The following is a 6645-nucleotide window of genomic DNA, read 5'->3' on the forward strand; positions in this document are numbered from 1 at the left end:
TAGCTGCCGGAGGTACTCCATTCCGACAGCGGTGCCTTCCCTATCATTTCAAGCAACAGTCTTAGAGGTCGCGGGGTTCGTTCGTGCCAACGGAAATGTCACCATGACTAAGAGCGTCTGGCACGAACTCCAAAAATCGACCGATTCTTGGACGTCGTGCCAGCAGAACTGCTCTAAACCCCGAAAATCACGTCTCGAACTCCAAAAATCAGGCTTTTTTTGGCGTTCGTGCCATAAGAGTTGTGAATGATTATCATTATTCATAGATTTGATAGTGCTTTTCCGCATGTGCGGGAGAAACGAAGGGTAGAAAATATGCGAAAAACGGTTCATCTATGCCTCGCGTCCCATGACGAGGTTCTATTCAGGTCGGAGGAAGACTTCATCCGCGGTTTCAATTCATTTGCAATTGCCTGTAGGCTGACTGAGACACGTGCATTGGCAGACGGGGAGATGTCTGACCATGTACATTTCGTAGTGGCAACCGACAATGCGACCCAGCTTGGAGAACAATATAGATATGAGTACACAAGGTACTTCAACAACAAGTACCATCGGCTAGGTAGGTTTGGCGACAGGGAAATCTACAATACGGATATCAGCGGAGCCAGGCATCTACAGACGGCTGTCTCTTATGTAAACAGACAGGGTCTGCACCATGGGATTTGCTCCACTCCCTTCGAATACAAGCACTGTTCAGCCAACGTCATCTATGCAAAAGAACTCGGTAAGGATGAGCCCACAGATTTATTTCCACTTAAGTCTTACTACCGTTTCGTACCTAAATCGAAGGTTGAGCTCGTTAAGGACTATCGTATGTCGAGCAGTGGTTTACTATTGAGACAGGGTGTCATTGACACAAGCTATGTAGAAGAGCTATATATCACTCCTCGCAACTATCTGTTCAACATGAACAGAATCACGAATGACGATTGGAAGTCAGAACAGGTAACGGATTCCGAGCCAGGACCGGCAATAACACTCGACAGTATCGAACGTCATTACAATTCAGAGGATGTGAAGGCTATGCTTCTGAATGAGAACGGGCGTGTTAACAAGAGTTGGATGACGGACATTGAGCTCTGTACAATGATAGACAAGGTCTATCTCCCACGTTTGTATCTAGGTCGAGAGAGCATTTACCAGCTTTCAGAAAGCGAAAGGTGTGATCTCGGGAACAGGCTTTTGTCTGACTGTAGACGCAAATCTTTTCTTGTCAAAGCTTTGAACAAATACTTCACCCAGGACCAAGTTTGTCGCTGTCTGGCAATCAAAAGAGCTGACAGGTAAGGACTGTCGTTTTTCTGGAATGGCACCGCCGCCGGAATGTACGACCTCCGGCGGCTAAAGATCAAGCGCTTCGCCGAGCTCGATGGAGCGGCTCGCTTGCGCTTGACTTATGCCCGGTCCATCCTACGTTTTGTCCACCCTGCAAAAATCAAGAGCAAATCATCCTACTTTTGTCCAGGTGACCCGCTACCAGACAAAATCAATTCAAAGCATCCTGCTTTGAAAGATATTACCATTTGGTATCGCGAACACACAAAAAACATGCACTGCTTCTCTAAGGTCGGAGTAGTACAGATGGGCAAAAGCGAACACTGGCGAGCCGCTCATTCGAGCTCGCGAGGTGGCTCGCTTTAGCTGCCGGAGGTACTCCATTCCGACAGCGGTGCCTTCCCTATAATTTCAAGCAACATTCTTTGAGGTCGCGGGGTTCGTTCGTGCCAACAGAAATGCCACCAAGACTAAGAGCGTCTGGCACGAACGACAAAAATCGGCCGATTCTTGGACATCGTGCCAGCAAAACCGATGAAAACCCCGAAAATCACGTCACGAACTCCAAAAATCAAGCTTTTTTTGGCGTTCGTGCCAGAGAGAACACGGCTTAGGGCAACGAACGCCTGCAGCGGGAAAAGGCTAGCGGCGGTAGTCGCGGAGAAGGTCGACGTAGCGGTTGCTGAGGTAGGCCATGAGGCAGTGGAAAGGCCACATGTACGGGAAGAGAAGGCGGACGGCGAAGTAGACCGTGTGCGAGAACGCCTTATCCTCGAGACGGTAGATGAAGTGCTCCGCGATGAGCCAGATCGGCGCACAGAGGACGGCGCAGACGAGCCAGAGCGGGAACGAGAGCAGCGCGGTCAGAGTACGGAGGACCATGTTCGCACGACGGCTGCGGTCGCCGAAGATCCTGCAGAAACATCCATTCCAGAAGCGGCCGAAGCGCTCGGCACCGTGCTTCCTCTCCGGAAGGACATCAAGCCCGGCCCTGATGCGCGAAGCCAGCAGGTCGATCAGAGCCTTGTAGATGTTGGCCTCGGGTTCATCGGCATGGGCACGGAAATACTCAGCGACATCGATGGGCTCGCCGACGGTGATGCAGATGCGGCCCATGGGCTTGAAGAAATACTCATAGTCAGAGCTGATCGGCACGATGTATACCGGCTTCCCGAGCTCCTCGCTCGCGTTCTTCGCAATCCTGAACACACCCTTCTTCAGCGGCAGCAATCCCCTCTCCGGGCGATGCGTACCCTCCGCGAACATGCAGAAAGGCATCCCATGGCGCAGGCAATTGGTGATATCGTCGAAGGTCTCATAGTTCTTTGCGACCTCCTTCAGGCCGTTCCTCTCCCTGGCCAACGGAAGCACGCGCACGAAATGCAGGGCCCATGCGGCTGCCGGATTGGAAAAGATGTCGCTCCTCGCGCCGAAACCGACCGGAGAATGGCCGTTCGCAAGGAGAGTCACCAGCGGATCCATCATCGCGGCGACATGGTTCGGAGCATAGATGATCGCACCGTCGGTCGGAATGTTCTCACGCCCGCGGATGGTCACCTTCGAGAACTGGGTCCTGGCACACAGGTCGAAGTAGTACCTTCCCCAGTCATATATCCTGCTGTATTTGAAAATCTCCGTTGCCATAGCGTCTGCAAATATAGCAAACTCTATATTTTTCCTTAACTTTGAGGAACACGAGAAAAACGATAACCATGAAAAAGATAAGCATCCTCACGGGCATGATCGCAGCGATGGTCATGGTCTCATGCAGCGGAAATCAGGCTGCAAGCAACGACAATCAGAACACAAGCAGCACTCTCCAGGGCAGCCAGCCAGGCACCTACGGAAGCGCGAAGATGGCAGGGCTGAAGGCGGCTGCCGAAGACATCAAGGCCAACGATCCCGAACTCTGGGCTGCGCAGAACCATGAGCTCCAGCTCAAGGCCGACCGCGGAACGATGGAGAACCCGCTCGAGCTCGGAGGCTTCATCCAGATCGCCATCCTCGTCGAGGACATCGAAGCTGCGGCCCGCGAATGGTCCCAGCTCCTCAATGTGCCGATGCCGGAGATCCACGTCCACCAGACCGTCGACACCACCGACCCGAACCTCATGTACTACGACAAGAACTACAAATACGGTCTGAAGCTCGCATCCATAATGGCGCCGCAGGGATTCATCATCGAGCTGCACGAGGTGCTTGACGACAATCCGAACACATACAACGAGTTCATCCGTGAGCATGGATACGGTGTCCACCACCTCGGCTTCGCTGTCGGCGAGCGCCGCGACGCAGTCGTGGACGAGCTGATCGAGCGCGGCTATCCGAAGCGCGTGGAGCACATCTACCCTGGCGGCAGCTGGACCGTCTTCGACAGCGAGCAGGCCCTCGGCGTCAACATCAACGTCAAGCCCGCGATGTAAGGGGGATCAGAAAAGCAGAACTATTTCTCCCAGATTCTGGCAAGCCTATCGTCTTCGCGTAACTCCTGCGCAGTAGGTTGTCGCAAGATACCGGAATAGCGACGTACATCTTCGCTCAATTCGGTAGGGATTTCAACCTTAGGAAGTGGTTGCTGCAGGTCTTTCGCGTTGGTTTGCATAGTTAAATCAGGTTTTTGCAAATATACGACAAATACCTCATACAAAACACAGCAAGCCGTTATAATTTTCTATAAAAATATAAGAGCCGCCGCTTCTCTGCGGTGGCTCTTATCGTATAAAGCAGTAGGCAATTTAGTCAATATCAATCAACTGGTAGGTGCGGGAGCCGAGGCCGATGTGCTCGCCCCACTCCATGATGTGCGTGCCGTTCTTGCTTGCGATGCGGCGAAGAAGAGGCTTGGTATTGTTGTGCTCGTCATTGTGGATCTTCGTGACGATATCGTAGCACGCCTGGTCGAGCGCCACCGGATCCGTCGAAGCGAGGATACCGAAATCCGCGATCAGCGGCTCCTGCGGATGGGCATTGCAATCGCAATCGATGCTCATCTTGTACATCACCGAGATATAGACGATGTTCTTGCCGCCGTCGAAATAATTGTGGACCGCCTGCGCAGCCGAAGCCATCGCCTCCACGAAACCGTCCTGATCGTCGGTATGCGACCACATCGTCCTCGTGTCTGCGGTGTAGCCCGCAGTGTGGATGTACGCCTTGCCGCTGGCCGAAGCCACACCGATCGACGCGTTCTTCAGCACACCGCCCATGCCCGCCATCTGGTGGCCCTTGAAATGGGCAAGATTCACCATGAAATCATAGTTCTGCAGGTGCGAGCCCACGATATCGTACTTGATGCGCGAATCATCCACCACCGGAATGCGCATGTCCCCGTCGGCATCCATGATGTCCACCGGAGCCACGTCGAGGAATCCCCTCTTCTGGATCTCCTTCCAGTGGGACTCGGTCGTGTTGCGAGTACCCGCATAGGCAGTGTTGCACTCCACTATCGTCACGCTGTTGCCCTCCACCGACGCGATGTCATCGATGATTGGCTTCATCATCGCAGGACGGATATACCCTGTCTCCTCCGACTCGCCCGTCGAGATCTTCAGCGCCACCCTTCCGGTAGCAGGACGACCGAGCGCATGATAGATGCGGACGATGCTCTCCGCCGAAAGGTCACGGGTCATGTACACCGGCACACCACCCTCCTGCCCGAGCGAGGAGATGTCGGTCGTCTGGGACTCCGCCTGGGTCGAGTGCGAGCTGCGCGAATTGCCGCATGAGGACGCCGCTGCGACCATGATCGCCGCCGCGAGCGAAAGGAAAAGTCTTGTTTTCATAATATCTTGATTTGTGTAAGTGTAAGCCTTTGCTTTCCATCCGCTGCTTTCAACTTCAACTGGTTACATTTTGTAACCGACTCATTTTCCTCCTTCTTCGGCCTGAGTTTCAGCACCTTCCAATAATTACGGGCATGATCAAGGTCCGGCTGGTCTGTCAAAGCCCATACAACATCCACAATGGAGAACAGCCATTCCTCGTTCTCCTCATCCCATGCATAGCGTACCTTCACGCCCTCAAATAACTGTATTTTATATCATTTGGCCGAGAAAACCCAGAGGTCTTCAGCCTCTGCGGATGAATCGGCCAGCCGTTTCTGAGTGCTAAGGTAGGAATATATTGTGAATCAACCCTGATTCTCGATGTATTTCCGGACCGTTTCGGGAGATGCTTCGCCGATGGAGCAGACGAAATATCCGTCGCTCCAGAAGGTGTGCTCTTTCCAGAAGTGTTTGCGGAGCCAGTCCGGATATCGTTTCCATAGTTCACGGGTGCTTTCCTGCTTGAGTCGTCGCGCAATGGATGTCACGGTGATGTTTGGAGGATAGGAGATTAGCAGATGGATATAAGGTGGCATTTCAGGTACCACTTATGTCGTCCGCTGGACTGATAGGCATTGTCCATGATATGTGAAACGAAAAAAATCCGCGGAGACTGTGCTCCACGGATTAGACTTGCAATTTCTGCTGATTCTGTTTCTGAATATCAGGCCTAATACTCTGTGACGGCGCGTACCGACTGCCCGAAGTAGCGACCGCTGTTGGTCAAGTACCGGTCTTCCGAATCAAGGGAGAGGTAGTTCGCGTTGCCCAGGTATGCGTGCACTGACGAAGACCAGTAGTTGCCGCTTGTTCCGACATCGTCAAGACCCGACCCTTCGCGATAGCCCGCTGTGGGCAGAAAAATCGAATTGCCTGTCTTCAGACCTTTTACTGTGTAACCTTTCTTGGTAGCGTCCCAGGTCCACTCGCACTTCGTCTTGTCAAGCAACTCATTGATTTCATCGATGGTGGGAGTACGCCATTTGTTGCCCCAGTTCGCAGTTGCAGGATCGTCACCAGGCTGGAGTGTCATGAGACCGTCGCCGCCTTCAACATCAGCTGTGTACTTGGTCATGCCGTATTTAGGCTTGGCACTGCTGTCATAGATGCCCCACTTGTAGTCACCTTCGTTTGACCAGTCGTAATTGCTCTTCTCTGTAGTCTCGCCCCAGGCGAAATATGAGCCAGGTCCGTCCACGTTCTGAGCACCTACATTGTACGACGCCCACTTCACGCTGAGACCAAGATCCACGGCCTCGCAACCTCCGGAAAAATCCGTAGGACCTTCAGGTCCCTTGTCCTTGTTGCATGCGGCGAGTCCGCCAGCTACGGCGAGGACTGCCATAAGTTTACAAATGTTTCTCATCATATTCGTTCTGTGTGATTTTACATCAAGGGAGTAAATATATATATATATATCAGCTATTTACCAAATTTTCCTTTCAAAAATTATCTCTGCAACCTGTTTCCTCCTGAGTTGCAGCAAGGCCAATGTGTCGGTCGGACTGGACATGGGATTGAAGTCCCTTGTCACAACTTCCGA

At 52.7% G+C, this 6645-nt stretch carries 6 protein-coding genes and 1 pseudogene; 2 read left to right on the forward strand and 5 right to left on the reverse strand.

Features of this window, described 5'->3' with window-relative positions; translation table 11 throughout:
• Positions 1-315: 315 nt before the first annotated feature.
• Complete coding sequence (locus AC06ND_RS04610) at positions 316-1290, forward strand: transposase (protein WP_475677818.1); 975 nt, start codon at positions 316-318, stop codon at positions 1288-1290.
• A gap of 630 nt (positions 1291-1920) precedes the next feature.
• On the opposite strand, the gene AC06ND_RS04615 is transcribed toward AC06ND_RS04610, so the two are convergent.
• Positions 1921-2922 carry a 1-acyl-sn-glycerol-3-phosphate acyltransferase gene (locus AC06ND_RS04615; RefSeq protein ID WP_475677819.1) on the reverse strand — a complete coding sequence of 334 codons (1002 nt, stop codon included), beginning with the start codon at positions 2920-2922 and terminating at the stop codon, positions 1921-1923.
• Positions 2923-2990: 68 nt separating this feature from the next.
• On the opposite strand from AC06ND_RS04615, the gene AC06ND_RS04620 reads away from it, so the two are divergent.
• Entirely contained in the window at positions 2991-3701 is a 711-nt protein-coding gene (locus AC06ND_RS04620) for a VOC family protein (RefSeq protein WP_475677820.1), read from the forward strand.
• Between the two features lie 312 nt (positions 3702-4013).
• On the opposite strand, the gene AC06ND_RS04625 is transcribed toward AC06ND_RS04620, so the two are convergent.
• The 4 genes and pseudogenes from AC06ND_RS04625 to AC06ND_RS04640 all read right to left on the reverse strand — a co-directional run bounded on the left by AC06ND_RS04625 (position 4014) and on the right by AC06ND_RS04640 (position 6471).
• Positions 4014-5060, reverse strand: a complete 1047-nt coding sequence (locus tag AC06ND_RS04625) for a DUF362 domain-containing protein (RefSeq protein ID WP_475677821.1) — start codon at positions 5058-5060, stop codon at positions 4014-4016.
• A 20-nt stretch (positions 5061-5080) separates the two neighbouring features.
• Positions 5081-5311, reverse strand: a pseudogene (locus tag AC06ND_RS04630) (hypothetical protein); the annotation flags it as partial.
• A 96-nt stretch (positions 5312-5407) separates the two neighbouring features.
• On the reverse strand, positions 5408-5638 hold the full coding sequence (gene tnpA, locus AC06ND_RS04635) for an IS200/IS605 family transposase (RefSeq protein ID WP_475677822.1): 231 nt from the start codon (positions 5636-5638) through the stop codon (positions 5408-5410).
• 134 nt (positions 5639-5772) lie between these two features.
• Complete coding sequence (locus AC06ND_RS04640) at positions 5773-6471, reverse strand: hypothetical protein (RefSeq protein ID WP_475677823.1); 699 nt, start codon at positions 6469-6471, stop codon at positions 5773-5775.
• Positions 6472-6645: the final 174 nt, after the last annotated feature.

The organism is Candidatus Cryptobacteroides sp. (genome assembly GCF_056207615.1).

Coding starts and splice junctions, on each gene's coding strand:
- AC06ND_RS04610 (WP_475677818.1), top strand. CDS start 316: ATGCGAAAAACGGTTCATCTATGCCTCGCGTCCCATGACGAGGTTCTA.
- AC06ND_RS04615 (WP_475677819.1), bottom strand. CDS start 2,922: ATGGCAACGGAGATTTTCAAATACAGCAGGATATATGACTGGGGAAGG.
- AC06ND_RS04620 (WP_475677820.1), top strand. CDS start 2,991: ATGAAAAAGATAAGCATCCTCACGGGCATGATCGCAGCGATGGTCATG.
- AC06ND_RS04625 (WP_475677821.1), bottom strand. CDS start 5,060: ATGAAAACAAGACTTTTCCTTTCGCTCGCGGCGGCGATCATGGTCGCA.
- tnpA (WP_475677822.1), bottom strand. CDS start 5,638: ATGCCACCTTATATCCATCTGCTAATCTCCTATCCTCCAAACATCACC.
- AC06ND_RS04640 (WP_475677823.1), bottom strand. CDS start 6,471: ATGATGAGAAACATTTGTAAACTTATGGCAGTCCTCGCCGTAGCTGGC.